Source organism: Bartonella sp. CL162QHHD, assembly GCF_042195435.1.
In the GTDB taxonomy this organism is placed as follows: Bacteria; Pseudomonadota; Alphaproteobacteria; order Rhizobiales; family Rhizobiaceae; genus Bartonella.
This window is the reverse complement of sequence record NZ_JBHIOG010000061.1, coordinates 144,365-168,181: the sequence shown is the minus strand read 5'-3', so window position 1 is coordinate 168,181 and position 23,817 is coordinate 144,365. Positions and strand designations below refer to the sequence as shown.

General features: G+C 37.0%; 13 protein-coding genes. 9 read left to right on the top strand and 4 right to left on the bottom strand.

Features of this window, described 5'->3' with window-relative positions:
- The first annotated feature begins 2 nt into the window (after positions 1-2).
- Both ubiB and coaBC read left to right on the top strand, forming a co-directional pair.
- On the top strand, positions 3-1,589 hold the full coding sequence (gene ubiB / locus ACFILD_RS06335; protein ID WP_273790209.1) for a 2-polyprenylphenol 6-hydroxylase: 1,587 nt from the start codon (positions 3-5) through the stop codon (positions 1,587-1,589).
- 68 nt (positions 1,590-1,657) lie between these two features.
- Entirely contained in the window at positions 1,658-3,079 is a 1,422-nt protein-coding gene (gene coaBC, locus ACFILD_RS06330) for a bifunctional phosphopantothenoylcysteine decarboxylase/phosphopantothenate--cysteine ligase CoaBC (RefSeq protein ID WP_375630590.1), read from the top strand.
- 1,860 nt (positions 3,080-4,939) lie between these two features.
- Here the strand turns inward: coaBC and ACFILD_RS06325 are convergent.
- A complete protein-coding gene (locus ACFILD_RS06325; RefSeq protein WP_375630592.1) occupies positions 4,940-5,659 on the bottom strand; it encodes a sulfate transporter family protein in 720 nt (239 codons plus the stop codon).
- Positions 5,660-6,633: 974 nt separating this feature from the next.
- Here ACFILD_RS06325 and accD point away from each other — a divergent pair.
- The 6 genes from accD to tsaE all read left to right on the top strand — a co-directional run bounded on the left by accD (position 6,634) and on the right by tsaE (position 15,053).
- A complete protein-coding gene (gene accD / locus ACFILD_RS06320; protein WP_375664907.1) occupies positions 6,634-7,554 on the top strand; it encodes an acetyl-CoA carboxylase, carboxyltransferase subunit beta in 921 nt (306 codons plus the stop codon).
- A 4-nt stretch (positions 7,555-7,558) separates the two neighbouring features.
- Positions 7,559-8,878: a folylpolyglutamate synthase/dihydrofolate synthase family protein gene (locus ACFILD_RS06315; protein WP_273790205.1), complete on the top strand. Its 1,320-nt coding sequence runs from the start codon at positions 7,559-7,561 to the stop codon at positions 8,876-8,878.
- Positions 8,879-8,921: 43 nt separating this feature from the next.
- A complete protein-coding gene (locus tag ACFILD_RS06310) occupies positions 8,922-9,920 on the top strand; it encodes a complex I NDUFA9 subunit family protein (protein WP_273790204.1) in 999 nt (332 codons plus the stop codon).
- Between the two features lie 713 nt (positions 9,921-10,633).
- Positions 10,634-12,031: an adenosylhomocysteinase gene (gene ahcY, locus ACFILD_RS06305; RefSeq protein WP_375664906.1), complete on the top strand. Its 1,398-nt coding sequence runs from the start codon at positions 10,634-10,636 to the stop codon at positions 12,029-12,031.
- Between the two features lie 34 nt (positions 12,032-12,065).
- Entirely contained in the window at positions 12,066-14,531 is a 2,466-nt protein-coding gene (locus ACFILD_RS06300; protein ID WP_375664905.1) for a PAS-domain containing protein, read from the top strand.
- Positions 14,532-14,582: 51 nt separating this feature from the next.
- Positions 14,583-15,053: a tRNA (adenosine(37)-N6)-threonylcarbamoyltransferase complex ATPase subunit type 1 TsaE gene (gene tsaE, locus ACFILD_RS06295; protein ID WP_273790201.1), complete on the top strand. Its 471-nt coding sequence runs from the start codon at positions 14,583-14,585 to the stop codon at positions 15,051-15,053.
- 690 nt (positions 15,054-15,743) lie between these two features.
- Here tsaE and trxA read toward each other — a convergent pair.
- The 3 genes from trxA to addB form a co-directional block, all read right to left on the bottom strand.
- Positions 15,744-16,067 (bottom strand): thioredoxin, encoded by a 324-nt coding sequence (gene trxA / locus ACFILD_RS06290; protein ID WP_273790200.1) that lies wholly within the window; start codon positions 16,065-16,067, stop codon positions 15,744-15,746.
- 177 nt (positions 16,068-16,244) lie between these two features.
- Positions 16,245-19,721: a double-strand break repair helicase AddA gene (gene addA / locus ACFILD_RS06285; protein ID WP_375664904.1), complete on the bottom strand. Its 3,477-nt coding sequence runs from the start codon at positions 19,719-19,721 to the stop codon at positions 16,245-16,247.
- Positions 19,722-19,723: 2 nt separating this feature from the next.
- Positions 19,724-22,843 carry a double-strand break repair protein AddB gene (gene addB, locus ACFILD_RS06280; RefSeq protein WP_375664903.1) on the bottom strand — a complete coding sequence of 1,040 codons (3,120 nt, stop codon included), beginning with the start codon at positions 22,841-22,843 and terminating at the stop codon, positions 19,724-19,726.
- 318 nt (positions 22,844-23,161) lie between these two features.
- Between addB and ACFILD_RS06275 the strand changes: the two genes are divergently transcribed.
- A complete protein-coding gene (locus ACFILD_RS06275; protein ID WP_375645451.1) occupies positions 23,162-23,278 on the top strand; it encodes a type II toxin-antitoxin system RelE/ParE family toxin in 117 nt (38 codons plus the stop codon).
- Positions 23,279-23,817 lie beyond the last annotated feature (539 nt).

Here is a 23,817-nt window from a genome sequence, read left to right as displayed (position 1 = left end):
AAATGGTGCAAATTTCCCCTTACTTTCAATTGATGCGTGCAGGATGGGTTTTAACACGTGAAGGTGTTTTAAGTGCTCTTCCTCATGATGATCTTCAAGGATTTCCAGCGCTATGTCATCGTATAGCGGGCGCATTAGCAAGACGCAAAACAAAAAAGAAACAGCGATCTGAAAATATTTCGTATGCCATTAATAAGCTTGGACCCTCTTACATAAAACTTGGTCAATTTCTTGCAACAAGGCCTGATATTGTCGGCCATGATATTGCGAAAGATTTGTCACAACTACAAGATCGCGTCCAAACATTTTCTTGTACCGCCGCTATTGCTCAAATTGAAAGTTCTCTTGGTCGCTCTATTGATGATTTATTCGTAAATTTTTATCCCCCCATTGCCGCCGCTTCTATTGCTCAAGTTCATCCAGCTGAATACAGTGATGAAACTGGCCATACGACAAAATGTGCTGTAAAAGTTATTCGTCCCAATATCAGAGCACGTTTTTCTAAAGATCTTAGAGGATTCTATCTCATTGCTCATTTACAAGAGCGCTATATCCCTGCCTCTCGAAGGCTTCGTCCTGTTTGTGTAGTGGATACTTTAGCACAAACAACACGGCTTGAAATGGATTTACGCCTAGAAGCAGCAGCTATATCTGAAATGGCTGAAAATATTCAACATGATACAGGCTTTCGGGTTCCACGTATTGACTGGGAACGGACAGGACGTAATGTCCTTACAATGGAATGGATTGATGGTATAAGAATATCCGAAACTTCCAAACTTAAAGAAGCAGGTTTTGATTTGAAGGCGCTCGCTATTACGCTTATTCAATCTTTTCTTCGCCATACATTGCGTGATGGTTTTTTTCACGCCGATATGCATCCTGGTAATTTATTTGTAGATGAAAAAGGATGTATTGTTGCTGTTGACCTAGGCATTACAGGAAGGCTTGGTAAAAAAGAAAAGCATTTCCTTGCTGAAATCCTTTATGGCTTTATTACCCGCGATTACCATCGGGTTGCACGCGCCCATTTTGAGGCAGGTTATGTTCCTTCACACCATAATATTGAAAGCTTTGCGCAAGCCAACCGCGCTATTGGCGAACCAATTCACGGACAATCAGCACAAAGCATTTCCATGGCTAAATTGCTCACTTTATTGTTTGAAGTCACTGAATTATTTGACATGCAAACGCGACCTGAACTTTTATTGTTGCAAAAAACGATGGTTGTTGTGGAAGGCGTTGCCCGCACATTAGACCCCACTTTTAATATGTGGAAAGCTTCTGAACCCGTTGTCAAAGAATGGATTAGTAAAAATTTAGGACCCGTAGGCGTTGCAAAAGACTTTAGTGAAGGAGCACAAGCTCTCCTTTCGCTGGCACGCAAAACACCACAATTGGTTCAAAATTTCCAACGGATAGAAGAAGATTTTAATCAAATGAGAAAAACAGGTTTTAATCTTTCTCCTACTACCCTCAAACAACTTGCTGTGGAACAAAGTCATCGAAACCGTTATGGTCGTTATAGCCTTTTCATCATTGCACTTTGTTGCACTTTTCTTACTTTTTACTTTTTTCATCTTTTCTAATCTCCTTAATATGCTAAAAATATCAACAATGAAATCATTGCAATCATTTTATTTCTTGGAGGTATTTTATGGCCAGTATTACCATTCGTAACCTGTCTCCTGAAACCAAAGAAGCTTTGCGCATACGCGCCGCGCAAAATGGTATTTCTATGGAAGAAGAAGTCCGACGCCTTTTAAGCAATCCCACTCCTCTCACCACACAACCCCTTCATGCTAGTGCTGTTGAAGTGAAATCATTGAAATCAAAATCTCTTCTTCTTATTATTGGTGGAAGTATTGCATCCTATAAAGCACTTGATTTGATTCGCCGTTTACAAGAACGTGGAGCACACTTAAAAGTTGTAATGACAAAAGCAGCGCAAAAATTTATTACGCCTTTAGCCGCTGAAGCTTTAAGCGGTGGTACTGTATATACTGATTTATTTTCACGCGAAGAAGAACATGATATTGGACATATCCGATTAGCACGTAATGCTGACCTTATTATTTTAGCCCCTGCTACAGCCAATCGCATTGCAAAAATAGCCAATGGCATAGGAGATGATCTGACTGATTGCATTCTTTTAGCGGCACGCTGTCCACTCTTAATTGCACCCGCCATGAATCCGTCCATGTGGGCGCATCCTGCCACTATTCGCAATGTTGCACAACTGCGCGCAGATGGCGTTCATATCATCGGACCAGAAATCGGAAATATGGCTGAACGTGACGAGATAGGATATGGGCGCATGAGCGAACCTTTAACTATTGTTGCTACCATAGAGGCTCTTTTGAATGGGCATGAAAAACCTCTCTCTGACCGCCATTTCATCGTTACCTCTGGCCCTACCCATGAACCAATTGATCCAGTACGTTATCTTGCTAATCGGTCTTCAGGTAAACAAGGTCATGCCATCGCAACCGCTCTTGCGCATTTGGGTGCAAAAGTAACACTTATTTGTGGACCTGTTAATCTTGCAGACCCACAAGAAGTAAAAACCATTCATGTTGAAACAGCACAACAGATGTTACAAGCCGTTCAAACCGCATTGCCTGCTGATGGCGCCATCTTTGTTGCCGCTGTTTGTGACTGGCGCAGTCAAACGCAGTCTTTACACAAAATTAAAAAGAATGCTCATAAAATACCACCATCCCTTCATATGGTCGAAAATCCTGACATTTTAGCAACGATTGGACACGCTCCAAACCGCCCCTCACTGGTCATTGGTTTTGCTGCAGAAACATGTGATATCATTGCCAATGCGCAAAAAAAATGTGTTGAAAAAGGAGCTGATTTCATTCTTGCTAATGATATTTCTCTTCAACTAGATGGTACAGGTGTCATGGGTGCTGATACAAATCAAGTTTATCTCGTAAGTAGAAAAAAAGTTGAACAATGGCCCCATATGAGTAAACAACACGTAGCGCAAAAATTAGCAAACGTGATTGTATCATTTTTTGCCCCCAAAACACCTACTCCTCATGAGGAAAATATACCCCTTTGCAAATAATAACTCTTCAAACGCGTTGATATTAAAAAAACCTATAAAATAGAACTGACAATAGGTGTCTATCCATCTCGATTGTTATACAATATTTTTGATTTATAATGATAATCTCGCATTGTTCATATTAAATTAGAACCCAAATATCGTAAGATTCTCTCATTTCCAATCTCTCTCATGTTAAAGCAATAAAAATCATTTTCTTGTACATTGCAAACAAGGATAGCTGTATGAATACAAAACGTTTAAGAAAGAACTAAAAACGCTTATAATGGGCCGTCTCGGGCAACACTGAGGATGATGGCGCCAGCGTGCTCTTTTTATTAAGCGTAAAGATAGTGATGCCCTATAAGTTTTATATTATTCACGAGAACTTTGCCCTTATACCATTCACAAGCGCTGTCGCGAAATGGGTGTGACGAGCGTTGGGAAATATTTTTTTTAAAATCCCGTATCACCTTAGCCTTCATAAAAGTAGGATCTCTTGCACCACTGTCTCCCCAGCTTATAAAAAACAAGCTATCATTTACTTTGGCTACCATCAATTTTGACAAAGCTCTTGCACTGGATAAAATTTATAAAAAGCATTTTCTTTCTTCAATGTTTTTATCCCCATATTGGTCATATTTATGATATGCAAATAAATGATTTTGATTGTTTCATGATGAGAGCAGTTAATGAGAAAATATGACAACTTTATTTGGAGCTCTTATTCACTATGAAAAATAATATATAAATCAATATATTATAATATCTCAATGCAATTTAAAGCATATCTCACATTAACGCTTATAAAGAGTATAGACAAAATTCACTGCACCACTGTCTAAACTGACGCCTTTATTATTTTCCTCAGTGATCGGTCTTTAAGATTAAATGTGTGTGTCCTCTCTCCAGAATACCAAGACCACAAAGATTAGAATTTTATCCATGATATCCTCACATTGTAATGATTCATGAAAAGCATTTTTATTCCTCTATCGAAAGCCTTGTATCCATACATTGGTCTCGTCTATAATGTGCAAGTAAATAATTTTTTGATGTTGAATAGAGACTTTGAAATTAAAGAATATTTCTATATTTTGGATTCTTATTCAAGTTGAAAATGATCAATTCTCTTCATAAATTAATGGTGTTATTATCTAAAAATTATTTGATACAGTGCACCACTTGTACGAAAAGTGCTTCAATGAATTCTTATTTCATTGCACTTATAGCTTTTAAAATCTCATCATTTTTAATCATCAGTGGTGTCTCTCATTCTTTGCTTCCTCTTAAGAAAGAGCTCTTCCATGGGATCGGACGGTCAATCGCCTAAGCTTATTTTTTCCACTTTTATCATATTAATCATTTTCTATCTGTTGCCCAAAATCAGAATATCTACGGCGCTACTACGTTACTCCTATATAACTACGTGCTTATTTTACACAGATATCTTTCAATAATTGCCAAAACACTCTTATGAAGAGTATACACTCTCCATGAATGGTATAAAATACTTTATGCTATCCATTGTTACTGAAATATAAGGTACAAAGCGGCACCATCATACTCTTTTTCAGTTTTCAATGCGACGATAATGTTTGCATTAAGAGGATTCATAAAAGATATTTCACGCCTTTTTGAAAGTACTTTTATCTGCACACCACCTCCGTTTATGACATATTAACAAACGATTTCAATTGATCTAATATGAATAGGACTAAAATAAGAAATCCTCATGATATTTAGGTTTTTCATTCATGTTGTGAAACAATAAATTATCATTATAAATCAATATATTGCTTTAATAAAAGATAAAGCATAAAATTTTATATTATGCTTTCTTTGGCTAGCAAGTTTTATTAACCTTAAAGTCAAGGAACACTATTTTTGTGTAATGCGTGCCATGGTCTTTTGGGAAAGCATTTTGTGTAAATATGTCATAAAGGCGGCTGCAAAAAGCGGTGTTGCTAAATTAAGAATTGGAATTGAAACAAAAAGCGCTATCAATAATCCTGCACCAAAAACCGTTGTGTAATGAGTATGTAAAAAAGCACGTGCATCTTGCTCTGTTCGAAAACGATAAGCAGCAAACAAGAAATATTCATGACCGAGCAAATAACCATTAATAAGATAAAAAGCAATTAAATTAATACCTGGTATGAAGAATAAAATAAAAGCAATTCCATTACCAAGAAGGCTTAAAATAACAAATTTAAAGGAAATGATAAGAGAACGCCGAAACGGCAAAGCTTGTCCAATAGGCTCGTTTGGGTAATCCTCTTTTTCAATAATTTCAGCAGCAGAGTCAATGAAAAAACCACCAATCATAGCTGCGATTGGTGCAATCAAAAAAGCCAACAAAAGAGCCAAACCAAGATTAAAAATGATAAGCATGCTAAAACCAATCCATCCTGCCCAACTAGGGAGTCCAGGAAGAAATTGTGCAATCCAGGGCCAAAAGTAAGACACAAAAAGTTGGTGCACACATAACCATAAAATGGTGAGAGTGAAAAAAGTAACCCCCAATGCTTTCAGTATCATAATACGATATTGCGAGGTCAAAAGACGTTGTAAAGCACGATAAGCAGCAGTAAAAATCATAGATTAATAAACTAAGGAAAGACGCAAAAAAAACAAGAAATATATTTAAAGAATGTACTGTATAATTTTTTCTTTCTTTGAACTACAAGATTTTTTTCAAGAACATTATAAAAAACGGCTAGGGCTTCTTTGTTTAAAATAAAGTTTTAATGAATAGAAATTTTGAATTTTAAAAACCAAGAAGAATTTAAAAAGCAGCTGTTGTAGAAGAAATTTTTAATATTTTTGTACAGAGTGTAGATTATTGCATTTGTATGATATATCTAAAAAATTAAGGAATAATAACTATTTGGGAGGAAAGTTGTTTACTTTTATTTATTCAGTAGAGTTGTTTAACTTCGTTTAGCTACGTGCTTAATTGTTTTGCACAATTCCTAATACTCTGTACTTTTCTACTATTTGGCGGCATGCTTTTTCCTCTTGTTTTTATTCAAAACAATATTGAGTTCAATGGAATAGGAGTATTTTGAGCGTATTCAATTTTAATTGTAAAAAGCATACGCTTTAAAGAAACCTTTTGAAAAAAACCTTGCTCTGATGTTAGCGTTTCGCTAATATAGCGTTGTCGTATTCATTATCTTTAATGGATTATTTTAGCCTTGTTAGCGCCTTATACTATAAGGTTTCTTTTCTTCAAAACTGTTGATACGAATGATTAATTGGATATTCATTTTTATTAAAAAATAAGGCGTTTGTTAACCACACAAGGAGTGAATTTTAATACCAAAGTAAAAAATAAAAAAATGTAAGTTCTTAAAACTTATGAGAAATTTATTATAGGAAATACTCTTCATGATGCATATGATTGTTATGATATGGGAAAAATTAGAAATTAAAAAACAAGCTATACGTACACTGATAAAAGTATTAAATAGACTCCTTTGTTCAACCGGTAAAGCAAATGTGACTGCTTAAGTTCTATATTCTTTCAAATCATGCAAAAGATGCACAATATTTAAAGGAAGGTTATAAAGATGAACTGGATTACAAATTATGTTCGTCCTAAAATTAACTCTATATTGGGGCGCCGTGAAATTCCAGAAAATCTATGGATTAAAGATCCTACCAGTGGTGAAATGATCTTCCATAAAGATCTGGAAGCTAATCAATTTGTAGCTCCCAATTCTGGCCATCATATGCGTATCAGTGCTAAAAATCGTCTCATGCATTTTTTTGATGATGGTGTTTATACAACTCTTGAAAATCCAAAAGTTGTAACAGATCCTTTAAAATTTCGTGACGAAAAACGCTATATTGACCGGTTAAAAGATTATCGTTCTAAACTTGGTGTTGATGACAATATTTTAAGTGCACGTGGTACGATTGAAGGCTTACCAATTATTGCAATCGTTCAAGATTTTGCCTTTATGGGTGGATCACTCGGTATGGCTTCAGGAGAAGCTATTATCAAAGCTTTTGATACTGCTATTGCTGAAAGGCGCCCGCTGGTTCTTTTTGCTGCTTCTGGTGGTGCACGCATGCAAGAAGGAACACTCTCGTTGATGCAAATGCCTCGTACAACAGTAGCGATTGAAATGTTGAAAGAAGAAAAACTTCCCTATATTGTTGTGCTGACCAATCCAACCACCGGTGGTGTTACTGCTTCTTACGCCATGCTTGGTGATATTCACATTGCCGAACCTGGCGCTATGATTGGTTTTGCTGGTCCACGTGTAATTCAACAAACTATACGCGAAACCCTACCAGAAGGTTTTCAAAGTAGTGAGTATCTGCTTGAACATGGTATGATTGATATGGTTGTATCGCGTTTAGACATGAAAACAACCATTGCACGTCTTTTACGCTTGATGATGAAACGCCCTGCTGTTTTTAACCCTTCCGATCCATCCCCAACAGACACTCAAACATCGCTTTCTACAACAAAAGCAGCTTAAATTTATGCAACAAAGCCAAATACAAAGGGTGGTGGATGATTTACTAAAAAATTATCCGAAAAAATTTGATCTTTCTTTAGAGCGTATTGTTCACCTTTTAGAGCGTCTTGGTAATCCACATTTAAAACTTGCACCTGTTATTCACATCGCTGGAACAAATGGCAAAGGATCTGCCTCAGCAATTTGCCGTGCTCTTTTGGAAAGTGCAGGCTACCGCGTTCATGTCTATAGCTCACCTCATCTCGTCAACTGGAATGAACGCTGCCGGTTAGGTCAAAAAGGAGGTGGTCAACTTGTTACAGAAAACCAATTAGCTGAGACAATCCATGAAATTATAAAAGTAAATCGTCAAGAGCCGATTACTATTTTTGAAATTTTTACAGCCGCTGCCTTTATGCTGTTTAGTATACATCCAGCTGATGTTGTCATTTTAGAAGTTGGATTGGGAGGACATTTTGATGCTACCAATGTCGTTAACAAACCAGCTGTATCACTTATTATGCCCATTGATTATGATCATGAGATCTTTCTTGGAAAGACAATTGCTCAAATCGCTTTTCAAAAAGGAGGGATTATCAAACCAAACGTTCCTGTAGTCATTGGAAAGCAAAATTATGAAGAAACTCTTGCTACTCTAATACCCCTTGCTAATAAAAATAAAGCATCTTATTCTCTATTTGATCAAGATTATCAAAGTTATAAAGAACATGGACGTATGGTTTTTCAAAACAATCAAGGTCTCATGGATCTTCCCCTTCCTAACCTTATTGGAGACCACCAAGTTGCTAATGCTGGCGCGTCTCTTGAAGCAGTCTTTCAAGCAGGTTTTCAACTTTCAGAACAAGCCATAAATGATGCTTTGAAAAATATTTATTGGCCCGCACGAATGCAACATCTTACCCAAGGACATTTGGTTGATCAACTGTCTCCTAATATCGATTTATGGTTAGATGGTGGTCATAATCCTGCTGCTGGAAAAGTTATTGGAGCAGAACTTGCACAATGGAGAAAAAAAACAGATCGTCCTATTATTATGATTGCTGGCATGCTCAATACCAAAGATGCTGTCGGTTATTTTCGTTCCTTAGCAAACCTTGTCGATAAAGTATATACGATACCGCTGATTAACAATAATGCAAGTATCTCTCCAATAAACTTAGCTGAATCAGCGCAAAAAGCAGGAATCCTTGCTACTCCACAAGCTCATCTACAAGATGCTTTGCATAAGATTAAGGTGGAATATAAAGAGGCAATTGTCCTTATTGGTGGTTCCCTTTATCTTGCGGGCGATATTTTGCGTGACAATAAAACACCTCCGTGCTAAAAATTAGCCATTTTTAAAACTTTGAAAGATAGACTTTTTCATCATGCAACTTGATTGTGCACTTTATCAACATCCTAAACTTATTACTGTTTTTGGCGGATCTGGTTTTGTAGGACGACATGTCGTTGAAACTTTGACTAAGCGGGGGTATCGCGTTCGTATCGCTGTTCGTTGTCCACAAAAAGCTTATTACATGCTTCAAATAGGAGAAGTAGGACAAACCCAAATGCTTAAAACAGATATCAAGCATCGTGCTTCTGTTGCACGCGCATTGCTTGGAGCTGATGCAGCAGTGTTTTTGCCTGGTAGCTTAAAACAAGCAAATCAATCGAATTTTAAAAAAACACAAATTGATGGTGTTTACAATGTTGCTGAATTAACAGCAGAAACTGGTATTCCGCTAATCTATATGTCAACACTTGTGGCTAACGAGAATGCTTCATGTCTTTATGCACGTGTTAAGTTTATGGGTGAACAAATCATTCATAACAAGCATCCTCAAGCAATTATTATCCGTCCATCCGTTATCTTTGGACCAGAGGACTGTTTCTTTAACACCTTGGCAGATTTGTCACGTTTTTTACCAATTATGCCTCTTTTTGGAGGTGGGCAAAGCAAATTGCAACCCGTGTATGTTGGTGATGTTGCTGAGTTTATCGCGCGCGCTTTAGATGGACAAGTTGCTTGGGGAAAAAATTATGATCTTGGTGGTCCCCAGATTATCACCTTCCAAAATACTCTTGAAAATATACTCAAAATTATTCACCGTAAAAAAACAATCCTATCCATGCCCCTTTCTGCTGGTCTATTGATTGGAGGAATTTTGGGAACAGTCGGTAAATTGCCTTTTGTACCAACACTCGTAACAGCCAATCAGATACGTTTTTTGCAAATGGATAACATTGTTTCTAAAGAAGCTATAGAGAATGGATATACTCTAGAAGGTGTGGGAATTACCCCCAGAGCAATGGCAGCATTCTTGCCAAGTTATCTTTGGCGATTTCGTCCACATGGTCAATTTTCCCAAAACCTATTCGTTTAGAATAAATTCTTCTAAAACTGAGTTAATTATTTGATTTATAATTCATCGCTCGTTGTTAGCAGTTTTAAAATCAGAGTGTTCAATAGAGTGATGTTTTTACATTTTAAAGACTCTATTCAGTATCACAAAAAATGTTTAATCGTATATCTATAGTCTTTTGATAAAAATCTTTGAAAACAGGAGAAAAGCACTTCTTATAAACTGTCTTTATCCAAGAGCAGATGCAATATTGGAATCCTAAAGAACCGATTCTGAATTGCCTATTCATAAACATGATAGCCTATGGCTTTGCATTATATTATTTTGCTAAAAAGCTTAATAATGAGATTAAAGTAATACTTCCTTTTTCAACAACCGCATAAGTGAGTAGAATATGGGTATACTACTTTCGATATTATCCCATAAAAAATCGATATAAAAACTGTGAAGCAATGCACCATTTTTATTATTTAAAAGGTATTCCCTCTAGAGATTTTTAAAAGCTTTAAAGTTACGTGAAAAGGATAGAGTTTTGTTTATATAATAAGACTTATCATGAAGATCTCTTATTCTGTTAGTAACATCACTACTCAGATCCGTAAATGCATATTTGTTGCACAAATTTATGGAGATTTTAAAAGAGCTTTTTCACATAGAGAAGTCCTCTTCTTGTCTTGCATTTTTTTTTAATTTCTCCTACCGTCTTGGAAAAACTTATTTTAAAGGAATGAAGAATGGCAGCTCAAGATTTTGTTGTCAAAGATATTGCACTTGCCGCTTATGGTCGTAAAGAACTTAATATTGCTGAAACTGAAATGCCTGGTTTGATGGCTTGTCGTAAGGAGTTTTCTTCCAGCCAACCTTTGCGCGGAGCGCGTATTTCTGGCTCATTGCACATGACAATTCAAACAGCTGTTTTAATTGAAACATTAAAAGCGATTGGCGCCGATATACGGTGGAGCTCTAGCAATATTTTTTCTACGCAAGACCATGCAGCAGCAGCTATCGCCGCAACTGGCATTCCTGTATTTGCCGTTAAGGGTGAAACATTGGAAGAATATTGGACTTATATAGATGCAATCTTCCAATGGCCAGATGGTAATCCTTCCAATCTTATTTTAGATGATGGAGCTGACGCCACAAACTATATTTTAATGGGAAGTCGTGCAGAACAAAATAAAGATATTTTATCGCATCCCAAAACAGAAGAAGAAGAAATTTTTTTCAAACAAATACAAAAGCGTATGTATGCAACGCCAGGTTTTTTTACACGACAGCGTGCAGCAATTAAAGGTGTAAGCGAAGAAACCACAACAGGTGTAAACCGTCTTTATCAGTTACAAAAAGAAGGACTTCTACCTTTTCCTGCTATTAATGTTAATGATAGCGTCACTAAATCAAAGTTTGATAATAAATATGGATGTAAAGAATCATTGGTCGATGGTATTCGACGTGGAACAGACGTGATGATCGCCGGTAAAATTGCCATTGTCTGTGGTTATGGTGATGTAGGTAAAGGTTCAGCAGCATCTCTTTCTGGTGCTGGGGCTCGTGTTAAAGTAACAGAAATTGATCCCATTTGCGCTCTTCAAGCCGCTATGGATGGCTATGAAGTTGTTAATTTGGATGATGCTGCTTCCAGTGCTGATATTATCATCACGACAACAGGCAATAAAGATGTTGTTCGTTTAGACCATATGCGACAAGTAAAGGATATGTGTATTCTTGGAAATATTGGTCATTTTGATAACGAAATCCAAGTCGCTGCCCTTAGAAATTTGCCATGGACAAATATAAAACCACAAGTTGATATGATCACCTTTCCCGATGGAAAACGCATCATTTTGCTCTCTGAAGGGCGTTTGTTAAACCTCGGGAATGCGACTGGGCATCCTTCTTTTGTCATGTCAGCCTCGTTTACTAATCAAGTTTTAGCGCAAATTGAACTTTTTACCCGTGCAGAACACTATACAAATGAAGTCACTGTTTTGCCTAAACATCTTGATGAAAAAGTTGCACGTCTACATCTTGATCGGTTAGGAATAAAATTAAGTGTTTTATCAGAAGAACAAGCCGCCTATATTGGAGTCTCACCACAAGGACCTTATAAACCAAACCATTACCGTTACTAATACGTTTCCTTGGGTTAAAAAAGGGAAAGATGCCGTGCCTAGCTTTGGTGACTATAACCCCAAAGAAAAAGCTCAAAAAGTGATCCGAATCTATACGTATATATTTTGCCTTTTTTTCTTTTTTTCTCCAACATGCGCTGTTGCTCAGTCATTGGAAGGTTATTTACCATTTTTCTTCACTTTTCCAAATAGTCCATGGCTGCTTTTAGCGCTGTGTGGAGGAATTTCTTGTGCTTCACTTCTCTCGTGCATAGCTGTTACCGTGCGTGCAAAAAAAACTGCACAGAAGCCTTTGAAGATACTTCAGGCAAATTTTTCTGAAAAACTTAAATATTATGAATGGCTTCTGAAAGAAACCGAGCAATTCCTTCTTATTTGGGAAAATCCAACAACCTTACCCCGTGTTGTTGGTGCTCTTTCTGCATTGCAAAAAATAGGAATCGATCAGAAAGATTTTCAGCGTTTTGAGCTCTGGGTTGAAGAAAATTCTCTGCGAGAACTTGATTATGCATTGACTCAACTACGTTGTAAATGTCACCCTTTTGATCTTTCTATCACCACCACAAACAATGTACTGCTACAAGTTACAGGAGTCATCGCAGGAACAGTCGCTATTGCTCGTTTTCAAGATATCTCAAAACAACAGAGTGAAAATGCTCGTTTAGAGAAAGATATAGCCCGCCTTCTTACTGAACTGAGAATGCAGCGTAATCTTCTTGATCTTATTCAAGAGCCCGTATGGATAAAAGATTGTGAAGGAAAAGTTTGTTTTATCAATCGCGCCTTTAGAGAAATGACAGACTTTCCTGAAGACAGTGATGACGTGGGGGATCTTTTCAATGAAAATACACAACGCAAAACAGATGAAACAGAAACAATTTTTCAAGAACATGTTCATACGGTTATTGGTGGAGAACGGCACCGTTTTCATCTCACACGTATTACAACAGCTGAAGGAATGGCAGCTTTTGCACGTGATGACAGCGCATATGAAAATCTTGCTCATGAATTAAGATATGTTCTTCAAAGCCATTGTGAAACACTTGACCAAATTTCAACAGCTGTAGCCATTTTTGATACAAACCAAAAATTAAAATTCTGTAATCATGCTTTCAAAATTTTATGGCCGTTGGAGAGTTCTTTTTTAGAAAGTGAACCAAGCCATACATTGTTTCTTGAACGTTTACGTGAAAAGGGGCTCATTGCTGAACACCCTGATTGGCGCGCATGGAAAGAAGAACTTTTAAAAGCCTATTGGCAAACAGAATCAAACCAACAAATTTGGAATCTTCCAGATGGGCGTACGGTGCGTGTTGTCTCGAACCCTCATCCACAAGGAGGTGTCACTTGGCTGTACGAAAACCTTACAGAAAAAATTGATCTTGAGCGCCGTTATAATACACTTATTAAAATACAAGGTGAAACACTTGATAAACTTTCTGAAGGCGTGGTCGTTTTTGGTACTGATGGACGCCTTCGCTTATCGAATCCTGCCTTGTCGAAATTGTGGTCTCTTCCTTATAATTTACTGGTAGAAGGAACCCATATTACACAGTTACAAAGCCATTGTTCAGCCTTAACCTTGGGGACAGAATGGGATCAGTTTACCAAGTTCATTACCGGTTTTGCTGAAAAACGTGAAACATTTTCAGGTCGTATAGATCTTAAAAATGATATGATTATTGACTATACTCTGGTCCCTCTTCCTAATGGACAAACGATGCTTACTTTTGTGAATGTTACGGATACTGTCCATGTTGCTCGTGCTCTTCAAGAAAAAAATGAAGCATTAGAAAGTGCTGATCGTTTGCGTAATGAATTTGTCCAACATGTTTCTTATGAATTGCGCACACCTCTCACAAATATTATTGGATTTTCCGATATTTTACGTGATCAAATTTTCGGCTCTATCAATGAACGTCAACAAGAATATCTTGAACACATTCATTCAGAATCAGGAACTCTTTTAAATATTGTTAACGATATTCTTGATCTTGCTACCCTTGATGCAGGCATTATGGAGTTGGACATAAAATCGGTTAACATTGCCGATGCTATGATACAAGCAGTAGCACGCGTAGAAGATCGCCTTAATGGACGTCATATTACGCTTTTACAACAAATTTCCCCTTCCTTAAATTCTATTTCTGCTGATGAAAAACGCTTGCATCAAATTTTTGTGAATGTACTGAGCAATGCTATTAATTTTGCAACGGAGGCGAGTACTATTGAATTTTGCGTCGATGAACAAGATGATAACATTGTCTTTAGCGTTCACAATCAGGGCTCTGACATCCCAGAAGACGTCCTTGATCGTATTTTTAAACGTTTTTCTTCCCATTCACACCATGGTGGGCGTGCGGGAGCAGGTCTTGGCCTTTCCCTTGTGAAAAGTTTCGTTGAACTACACGGTGGACATGTTGAAATTCTTACCGGTTCTGGAAAAGGAACAACAGTTAAATGTTTTTTCCCACTCTCCAAAGGAGATAAGATTTTTTAATTTTAACTTTTATGATAACAAAAAATTTTCATCCATTTCATGGAACTTTTAATGAATTTTAGTTTTTTTCTTGAAAATGAAGAGGCAACAAAGCTTTTTGCACAAAATTTAGCTCTTTCTTTAAAGCCAGGAGATCTTGTAACGCTGCAAGGGGATCTTGGAACTGGAAAGTCAACCATTGCACGTACAATCATCCAAACACTTGCAAACGATAACACTATGGATGTTCCAAGCCCTACTTTTACTCTTGTGCAAAGCTATCAACTTCCAAAGTTTGAAATTATTCATGCTGATCTTTATCGCCTTTCTATGGCAGAAGAAATTGATGAATTAGGGCTTCATGAAGCTCGTGAGAAAAATATTTTACTTGTTGAATGGCCAGAAAGAAATACAGCTCTTTTAGAGCTTGCCACTTTTGCACTCACCTTACACTATAAAGAACATGGGCGTCATGTAACAGTTAAATCAGCACAACATTCCATTGAATGTTTGCAACAGTCTTTTACAATTCGTACATTTTAAAAAACATAGATATAATCATGGGCATCATCATTTTTTTAGTTGGTAATATCTCAGGATATACCTATGAAATTTGAGATGATGAACAACATAAATAAGGCTTCATGGAGGCACCGACCATGGAAGATGAAACGAAGTGCTGACTCTTTCATATAACAATGACATAAATTGCAAAGGACAGCCGTTAATTTATAGGAATTCATCAATTTATTTTAGAGAATCTGATACCTACAATTTTGATTCTAGAGAATAGTATAAGAGAATTTTAAATTGAAGTGGTAACCCTTTAGAAGAGCATTCTATAACCTGTAGTGAATTGCTTGTTTCTTTCTGCTTAAAAATTGTGAGCTTCAGAAAAGTAATTTGCAAAGTTTTTGCTTAAAATCTCCTTTTATGTGTTGAAAGCACTATCTATCTCAATAGTCTTATCTAAGAAAAAATACCTTTATGAAATTATCATTCACCCAATATTTTTTAACACGCATATAAGGAAAGAATTGCCTATATTCTTCATACAAAGCAATTTTTTATAAAAATGGTCAATTGAATCATGCATAAAAGCACGAATTCTTAAATTCATTTAAAATTTTGATTTTTATTGTCTTTTCATTATAATATAATGCAAAAAAGAATATTTTAAAAAGTCAAAAGGAGAGACAAAACTTCTCTCCTTTATAGTGATTATATGTGGAATTAACTAAGCCCATCTTTTATCCATTCAGAAAGACGTCCTTTAGAGGTAGCGCCAACCATATTCGATGAAATATTTCCATTTTTAAACATTAATAATGTAGGGATAGAACGTACTCCGTATTGGGTAGCCAGTTCCGGATTTTCATCAATATTTACCTTAGCAATTTTAACTTGATTTTGCATTTCTATTGAAATCTCATCCAACATTGGAGCAATCACTTTGCAAGGGCCACACCATTCTGCCCAAAAATCAACCACAACAGGGGTGGAAGAGGTTAGAACTTCACTTTCGAAATTGTCCTTATCAACTTTTATACACGTCATTGATTTATCCTTTATATTCACTTTTTATAGATTGGTATAATAACAATTCATATCAAGTTATTGCAAAGATAAATTATTAAAGGACTTTTTTACACTAGAGATTGTGCATTGTGTTTGTTTGGGCGATTTTATGAAAGTAAATAAAGTGTAAAGATGATTTGCAAGGAAAAGAGTAGCTTATAAAGCAACTTCACTAAGAAATGCCTCAAGTTTTTCTGGAGGAAGTTTAAAAATTTTGGCTTCTTTACTGTAGATAAGCAGAGCCTGGATATCTTTATCGGGATGAATAGCTTGCAACAATTTTCGGTAAAGAGCCATTTGCAACCAGTGATGGGAAGCAATAGCAGCTTCATTTTCTGGTGGGGTTCCTGTTTTAAAATCGGCAAAGATAATGCTGTTTTGCGTGATGTAAAGACGGTCAATTTGACCAGAAATTGCTTGTTCTTTTCCACGAATTTTCACAATACCCATTAAGGAGACCTCAGCACGTGAATGCTCAGAGAAAAGGGGCTTGAGGTAAACATGATCTAATATTTTCCAAACATGGCGAAGAGCATCTTCTCTTTGGCTTTCATCCCAATGAGAGGCTTTGATATTGAGATAGTTTCGAGCATAATCTCGACGTTTTTGTGGGGGACAATCGGGTAAGTATTGTAACAATCGGTGAACGAGATTACCATATTCAATGGAAAAAGCCCTGTTGGTATTTTTTTCTCCCAAAACAGGCGAGACGCTATGATATTTTGAATTAGAAGAAATATCGGTATCAGCCTCAATGGAAAGACTAGCAACAGAGGGTCTCAACGGTTTTGGTAGCACTGGTTCTTCTGGTATTTTATGGGAGAAAAAAGCAGGTAACGGTGGTAAGGTTTGGCATTCAGCACAAGGGACTTTTGAGTTTATAGAAGCAGAAGAAGCAGGTGTAATGCAATAACGCAAAGCTGCAATATCTTCCGAAGAATCTTTTATAGCAAGGGCATGCGGTTCGAGGGCTTTTTTTACGAGTTGTAACCATGTATGAGATGGCGTTTTCGGGCCTTTATATCCACAAATAAACAAGCGATCTTCAGCACGTGTCATTCCTACATAAAGAAGACGCCTATATTCTTCTTCTGCACGCTCTTTTAAATATGAAATTGCTTGTTTAGAGAGTTTTGTATCAAACTTTTCATTGGGATGCCAAATAAAGGCTTGTTTTCCATTCCATTGTGCATTGTTTAAAGGAACTTTAAGCAAGTGAGGCGCATGCTGAGGATGCCAAATCGCACTACCTGGATCGACTAAAAACACAACAGCAGCCTCTAGTCCTTTTGCAGCATGAACAGTCATAATGCGAATTTCTTCATTACTTTGTTCAAATTCACGTTTAATTTCTGGTTCGCTTGCACTTAATGTTTCTAAAAAAGCTTGTAATCCTGGTAATCCTGTTTTTTGAATAGTGAGCGTATAATCCATAAAAGCATCGAGCACATCATTTGCTTCAGATCCTAAACGAGACAGAATTTTTTGTCTTCCCTTATCATTATTCAAAATATGGCTATAAAACTCGAAAACCGGTATTTTATCCACTAAAGCGCGATAATGGTTTAGCCTTTCAAAAGCATCTTTAAAAGATGCCTGCGATGATGCGTGCGTAAATAAGCTTTGCCAAAGAGAGCCGGTGCGGTGTGCAGCAAGCTGATAGAGTTCCTCTTCACTAAGAGCAAAAAGTGGGCTTTTTAAAACACAAGCAAGAGAAAGATCATCTTGTGGCTGTAAAACAAAACGCGCAAGCGCCATTAAATCACGGATACTAATATGTTTGGTAAGCTGTAAACGATCAGCTCCTGCTACGGGAATATTACGGTGTTTAAGAGCACGGGAAAGAGCTGAGACAAATTGATCACGTTTACGGACCAAGATCATAATATCACTTGCACGTATTAAGCGTCCTTTTGCTGGAAGCATTTCGCCTTTTTGTAACCAGTCGGCAATCGTTTCAGCAATTTTTTCTGCTAAACGCACTTCAGGTGTATCTAAATGATTAACAGTTGCATGCCAATCTTGAGGAAAGTCACTCGTTTCTTTGGAAATGGCATCCCATATAACAACTTCACCGGGACTGTGAACACGAATAGCTTCATGCACCGTTTTTGTATTTTCTGCCGAAAGTCCTTTATAGTTTTCTGGTGTTTCAAAAACAAGATCAACACTTTTAAGAACATCTGCTGTAGAGCGAAAAGAATAATGCAGTTGTATTTTTTCAAATTGCTGATTTGTTTGCTGCACTTTTTTTTGAATAATTCGTCCATTTGCAGCAAAATTTTCTGGAGCAGCGCCTTGAAAAGAATAAATAGATTGCTTTTCATCTCCAACAGCAAAAAGAGTGCGTATGTTTGTTCGTTGGCTATACCCTGAAAAAAATTCCTGTGCCAACAGTTGAATAATTTGCCATTGCTCAGGGTTGGTGTCTTGTGCTTCATCAAGTAGAATATGATCAAGTCCCTGATCAAGTTTATAGTGCACCCATTGGCTTGCACCTTTGCGCTGTAACAAATGAAGTGTACGCTCAATAAGATCATCAAAGTCTAAGAAGCCATTGGACTTTTTTAGATTCTTATAAATTTTGAGATAAATAGCACAGAGCTGAAAAGCAGCCATATTGAGAGTGGCAACCTTTGCGCATTGATATTTTTCTAAAAGAACAGAAAGCTTGTTTTGTTTATCTTCAAGCATTTGTTGAATAAAAGGCCAAATTTCGTCTGATTTTTTACGAGATAAATTTGAAAAATTACGCGGCTCACCTTTGATTGTAAAATAAATATCAGAAATAATATTGAGAATATTTTTCTCATCATGCACCTTTTCTAATTGGGAAAGTTTTTCCACCATATCCTTAAAGCTTTGACTACCATTGATTTCACAATGCTTAAGAGCATAAAGAGGAAGGCGCGCTGTTTGTTTAATTTGTTCCAGCAGATATTGATTTGTTTCATTGGGCGCTAAGTTAAAAAGCGCGCGCAATTTTTCTTCTCCATTTTCAGATAAAAGAGAAGATAAAAAATCAGACAATTTATGTTGCTTTTCAACTGCTTCATAGAGCAATTGGTTAAAAGTATGTTCGCTAATAACTTGAAGTAACTGTTGCAAAGCAGGTTGTACATCACGACGGGCTAAAAGTTGACGACGGGATTCTTGTCGTAATTTTTTTCGACCGATATCATCGGGAAGTTCAAAATGCCCTGCAATATTGGCTTCTAACATAAATTGATGTAAGAGAGCTTCACAAAAAGCATGAATCGTTTGAATTTTTAAGCCACCAGGCGTTTCGAGAGCACGCGCGAAGAGTTGTCGTGCATAAGTTAGTTTTTGCGCATTAACAGGCTTTTTTTCAAACCGTGTTAAGGTTTCTTGCAGCTGTGCATCATCGAGCTCATTCCAACTGGAAAGCGTGCGAAAAATTCGTGATTGCATAACAGCAGCAGCAGCTCTTGTATAAGTAAGGCATAAAATACGTGCTGGAGGCGTACCGTTTAAAAGCAAACGGATAACACGTTCGCTTAAAACGTGGGTTTTTCCAGATCCAGCATTTGCAGAAACCCACACGTTTTTTTGGGGATGTGTTGCTGTTGCTTGTGCATCAAGAGCGGCTTCAGGAATAGAAAAAAACGTCATGATTACTCTTCTTTATGAAAACCACTTGACCATTCCCACAACCGAGCCAAATGGTCGTAGTCACCTTCATATCGTTTTGACATGGGGACAGCATGTGAGAGATAACCTTGTTGTGGATTTTGATAATAAGTTATGAGTGCGATAAGATTTTCCCATGCATTGTCAGCAAGATCAACAGCACTTAGATGAGTTTTTCCGTCTTTTTTCTTTAAAAGAATTGATTGGGATTTAATTTCACCTTTTTTGTTAAGAGGAATGTAAAATAAATTTGAGGGGGTAAAATCTTGAAAATCTGGGAAGCCCCCTTGTATGAGTAAAGCTGTTTCTAACGCCAATTGCGGAAATAATAATTCACGAACTTGTTTTGATGAAGGAGGGGTTCCGGTTTTGAAATCTAGAATTTCAACCGTTTTATCTGGCAAAACATCAAGACGATCAGCACGTCCTGAAAGGGTTACTCCTGTTGTTCCTATAGGAATTTTTTGTGATACCACTTCCGAATATCGCTCTCGCAGTCCTAAACTTTGTTCCCATTGAATAAAGCGTGGAGCAAGGTTTTCAAAACTATTCCACCAAATTACTTCAATATCGGGTGGAAAATTGAATTTATCAAACTCTTTACGCCCAATAGCAAGCAGTACATTGAGTGCATTTGCAGCATTTGGATTTTTCATTTGTGTGCAAAAAGCTGCAAGAATAGCGTGATAAAGTGTTCCTCGTTCTGAAGCGCTAGGATCATGAATAAGTTCTTTAAGTGGTTTGAGCCTTAAGATTTTTTTAGCATAAATAGCATAGGGATCATATCGCAATGTTTCTATTTCAGTAACTGAAAAATGACGCGGGCGTATATCAAGAGGCGGAGCAGGGCAAGGACGTTCCACCTCAGAAGTTATGCTTGTATGATCAAGCATCTTTGCCCAATGGCGTAGTATTTCACCTCGTTCACGGATTTGTTCCCAAACCTGTTTTCCTACAACTGTTTCCATGCGTTGTAGCCAGCGTGAAGGAATGGAAGGCGTATGATTAACGCGCAATGCGCGACTCATCACCACTTTTTCCATTCCCATCGCCCATTGAAAATCATGCGCAGAAATACCAATACGCTGCTCTGGTGGTTCCAGAGTTAACATCATTTTCATCGGTCGCGATAAAAAAGCATCATTTCGGGTTGATATCGGCCATGACCCTTCATTAAGACCGCCGATGACCACTGTATCAACCGTTTGCAAACGCGATTCCAAAGTACCCCAGATGAATAAACGTGGATGTCCTCCAGGCGAAGGTGCGACGGAACGGGTTGCTATTATGGCAGAAAACATAGCGGGCCATTCACAAAGATGAAATGTTAATCCTGATTGATCACTGACCAATTCACGCAAAAAATTTGATAGGGCTTGTCCTGCTTCGTGTTGATAAAGATGTGCAAGAGAATTATCCTCATTGCGACCAAAATTTTCAAAAACCTCAACAGTTGCTATTGCAGCCTCATTGATGGTGCATTCTTTCTCTTGTTTCATAAGAGATGTTAAAGGTTCAACAGCTTTTTTCAAAAGATGACAAAGGAGACGTGCTTCTTCACATTTCTGCTGATCAAGGGTGTTGACTTCAGAACTATTATGAAAGGATGTATCAATCCATTTTTCGAGAAATTGATCACACTCGCAAAGATTGATGCGCCCTGTATTCCCTCGAAGAACAAAAAGTTCAAAATTTTCTGCCATTTCCCGTAAACGATGACGGTTTTGTTGGAGTGTTGTAAGGGGATGTTTAAGAAGAGAAAGAAAAGCAATGGGATCATCAGCTTGCAATACATTTTCTAAAATAAGTCGTAAGAGAGTTACAGGCAATGTTTGTGCAAGTGGTATTCCGCCTGAATCATTTGCTTCAATTCCAAATCGCTGTAATTCCACAGCAACACGGCGTGCTAAATTACGGTCATTTGTAATAAGGGCTGCAGTTTTTTGAGGTTCTTCAATAGCTTTGCGTAAGGTAACAGCAATCGCAAGAGCTTCTTCACGTTCATTTATAGCTTCAATAAATGACCAATCTGCACAAAGATTTTCATAATCATCACGGACAATTTGTACCCATTTATCTGTTGTAGAAGCTGGTCGGAGTGCTTCTGATAAAAGAGCCATTCGTTTTTTCTTTATGCTACTCTGTTGGCCAATTTCGCAAACATGATGACGTTGACACTCCATGAGAGTTAGAAGTTTTTTTAAATGATATTGAGGATGGCTAAAAACATTTTCTGCAGGATCAAAAAAATCACAAACTGTTTTTTCTTTATTGCTTGTGCTTAGTGCATTCCATTGTTCTTCATCCATATGAAGATCAAGACCAGGAAGAACAACAGCCCCTTTGGGCAGAGAAGATATAACCTTTAAAAGATGAGAAACTGCGGGCATAGAACCTGACACACCAGCTGCAATGATCGGTTTATCAGGCTGCATGCATCGTAAAGTCTCTGCATGCATTGTGAGTACTTGATTACGCCATTCAGCGGGATTACTTCGTTGTTTTTCTTTCAAGATTTTTGGCCAATTTTGCGTAACAATAGTCAAGAAATCGAGCGTTATTTGCCACCATTCAGCGACCATATCAGGTGCAATATTTTTAAGTTCTGACCAATCTGCTCCTTCTGCTTCAATTTCGTCCATCAAATGTGCTAAATCTTGCGCAAGCCAAATCGCATCAGCACTATGAGCCGGAATAAGTACATCTTCTGTACCAAACATGGCACGCAGATGCGCAGGCAAATTTTCACGCCATGGACGGATAAGGCGCGCTAAAAGTAAAAGACGTTCGCTTTCTCCAATAGGTGGATCTAGAGCACTGGTATGATTTTCAACAAAAAGAAAACTGTCTTCATCGACATCTCCTAGAGCACGAATGGTTGGCAAAAATGTTGATTGTGTATCACTTCTTTCAACAAAGGCTAAACGCAAAGCGCGAGCAGCACGACGTGTCGGAACATAAATAAGGCTATCGGCAAGGGCAGTTTGAATGTCTCCACTTGAAGCGAAATTATCAATAAGGCTACCAGAAAGTAGTGCATCAACAAAGTGAGGCAAAAAAGCAGTTCCCGGAGAAATAGAAAAGACATGCGGTTTATAGGTCATATGATCTCATATTTGGGATAACAAATTTCAGCTTATTGATTATTTGTATTATTTTGACTGTATACAATATTTATACAAGGAAAAACTGAAAAGCTATGTTTATAAAGCAGATTTTTTAGTTTAGATTTAAAAAATATCGAAATAAATTATATGTCTTAAGTCATCGCGAAAAAATATATAAAATTTTTCTGATATTTTTCAACGTAGAATTGGCTACAGTTTATTCTCTAACTCAAATAGGTAATATAAAAATAAATATTAAAGTTTTAAAAGGTTCTAGAGGTACCAGTGCGCTGTAACTCTTTTAATAATAAATAAATTTACCGTATTTTTTATACAGTTCAATCTAAAAATATCCTTTACATACTCCATCACTTTCAGAAAAAAATAGATATCATGATATTGCAAAACTTAAAAAATCAGTTTCATAAATAATATTTTAGAATCCCATAAAAAGCTTGGAAAAAAATAATAATATTTCCACATTTCACAGCGAAAACAGATTACTTTGAGGGAGAGAGTTTTGCGAAATTTTATCGTGCAAGCCTCTATCTTGCTAGAATTACATCCCTTATGCAAAATAGAATGCCCAAAAATATCATTATGTTGCAATTTTATATGTTTGTTTTTAAAGGGACATTTTTCATTGTACTTGATCTTACCTCGTCATGTCATCCCGTAAATAATATAAATGAATAGTATAACGTAAACTTCCGTGAATGGGATAAGATACATCACACACCACCATCATTACATCATAACGCTATAACCACCATCATCATTTTTACCCTCACCCAATATTTTGAAAGCTCTTGGCTATAGAGAAGATCTATAAGAGGTATTGTATTTCTTGCTTCAAGTGTTTTACGCACACACCAATCCTACTTATGATTTTTAAACAAATGATTTTGATTGTTCCCATATAAAAAACGATAAATTATCATTATAAATCAAATTATTGTAGAAAATATTTT

Bases quoted from the DNA above. Each gene is read 5' to 3' on its own strand.
- ACFILD_RS06315 (WP_273790205.1), top strand. From the start codon at position 7,559: ATGCAACAAAGCCAAATACAAAGGGTGGTGGATGATTTACTAAAAAAT.
- coaBC (WP_375630590.1), top strand. From the start codon at position 1,658: ATGGCCAGTATTACCATTCGTAACCTGTCTCCTGAAACCAAAGAAGCT.
- addA (WP_375664904.1), bottom strand. From the start codon at position 19,721: ATGACGTTTTTTTCTATTCCTGAAGCCGCTCTTGATGCACAAGCAACA.
- ubiB (WP_273790209.1), top strand. From the start codon at position 3: ATGGTGCAAATTTCCCCTTACTTTCAATTGATGCGTGCAGGATGGGTT.
- addB (WP_375664903.1), bottom strand. From the start codon at position 22,843: ATGACCTATAAACCGCATGTCTTTTCTATTTCTCCGGGAACTGCTTTT.
- ACFILD_RS06310 (WP_273790204.1), top strand. From the start codon at position 8,922: ATGCAACTTGATTGTGCACTTTATCAACATCCTAAACTTATTACTGTT.
- accD (WP_375664907.1), top strand. From the start codon at position 6,634: ATGAACTGGATTACAAATTATGTTCGTCCTAAAATTAACTCTATATTG.
- ACFILD_RS06325 (WP_375630592.1), bottom strand. From the start codon at position 5,659: ATGATTTTTACTGCTGCTTATCGTGCTTTACAACGTCTTTTGACCTCG.
- trxA (WP_273790200.1), bottom strand. From the start codon at position 16,067: ATGACGTGTATAAAAGTTGATAAGGACAATTTCGAAAGTGAAGTTCTA.
- tsaE (WP_273790201.1), top strand. From the start codon at position 14,583: ATGAATTTTAGTTTTTTTCTTGAAAATGAAGAGGCAACAAAGCTTTTT.
- ahcY (WP_375664906.1), top strand. From the start codon at position 10,634: ATGGCAGCTCAAGATTTTGTTGTCAAAGATATTGCACTTGCCGCTTAT.